At 53.1% G+C, this 1,496-nt stretch carries 1 rRNA gene; it reads left to right on the top strand.

The annotated features are described in order from the left end of the window. Positions 1–1,448 (top strand): 16S ribosomal RNA (locus tag B5F09_RS14500); the annotation flags it as partial. Positions 1,449–1,496: the final 48 nt, after the last annotated feature.

The following is a 1,496-nucleotide window of genomic DNA, read 5'->3' on the forward strand; positions in this document are numbered from 1 at the left end:
GGGCTCGAGTGGCGAACGGGTGAGTAATACGTAAGCAACCTGGCCTTTACAGGGGGATAACTGATGGAAACGTCAGCTAAGACCGCATAGGTACAGAGATCGCATGATAACTGTATTAAAAGTGCTACGGGACTGGTAGAGGATGGGCTTACGGCGCATTAGCTTGTTGGAGGGGTAACGGCCCACCAAGGCGACGATGCGTAGCCGACCTGAGAGGGTGACCGGCCACACTGGGACTGAGACACGGCCCAGACTCCTACGGGAGGCAGCAGTAGGGAATTTTCGGCAATGGGGGGAACCCTGACCGAGCAACGCCGCGTGAAGGAAGAAGGAATTCGTTCTGTAAACTTCTGTTATAAAGGAAGAACGGCACATATAGGGAATGATATGTGAGTGACGGTACTTTATGAGGAAGCCACGGCTAACTACGTGCCAGCAGCCGCGGTAATACGTAGGTGGCGAGCGTTATCCGGAATTATTGGGCGTAAAGAGGGAGCAGGCGGCAGCAAGGGTCTGTGGTGAAAGGCTGAAGCTTAACTTCAGTGTGCCAGAGAAACCGGGCAGCTAGAGTGCAGGAGAGGATCGTGGAATTCCATGTGTAGCGGTGAAATGCGTAGATATATGGAGGAACACCAGTGGCGAAGGCGACGATCTGGACTGCAACTGACGCTCAGTCCCGAAAGCGTGGGGAGCAAATAGGATTAGATACCCTAGTAGTCCACGCCGTAAACGATGAGTACTAAGTGTTGGGAGTCAGATCCCAGTGCTGCAGTTAACGCAGTAAGTACTCCGCCTGAGTAGTACGTTCGCAAGAATGAAACTCAAAGGAATTGACGGGGGCCCGCACAAGCGGTGGAGCATGTGGTTTAATTCGAAGCAACGCGAAGAACCTTACCAGGTCTTGACATCCGGATAAAGGCTCCAGAGATGGAGAGATAGATATATCCGAGACAGGTGGTGCATGGTTGTCGTCAGCTCGTGTCGTGAGATGTTGGGTTAAGTCCCGCAACGAGCGCAACCCCTGTTGCTAGTTGCCATCATTAAGTTGGGGACTCTAGCGAGACTGCCGGTGACAAGCCGGAGGAAGGCGGGGATGACGTCAAATCATCATGCCCCTTATGACCTGGGCTACACACGTGCTACAATGGACGGATCAGAGGGAAGCGAAGCCGCGAGGCGGAGCGAAACCCAGAAACCCGTTCTCAGTTCGGATTGCACTCTGCAACTCGAGTGCATGAAGATGGAATCGCTAGTAATCGCGAATCAGAATGTCGCGGTGAATACGTTCTCGGGCCTTGTACACACCGCCCGTCACACCACGAGAGTTGATAACACCCGAAGCCGGTGGCCTAACCGAAAGGGAGGAGCTGTCTAAGGTGGGATTGATGATTGGGGTGAAGTCGTAACAAGGTATCCCTACGGGAACGTGGGGATGGATCACCTCCTTTCTAAGGAGAAAGCAAGTGTGGAGATTCTGTTTAGTTTTGAGTGGACCT

Origin of the sequence: Erysipelatoclostridium sp. An173 (genome assembly GCF_002160495.1) — a bacterium.
Classification (GTDB): domain Bacteria; phylum Bacillota_I; class Bacilli_A; order Erysipelotrichales; family Coprobacillaceae; genus Thomasclavelia; species Thomasclavelia merdavium.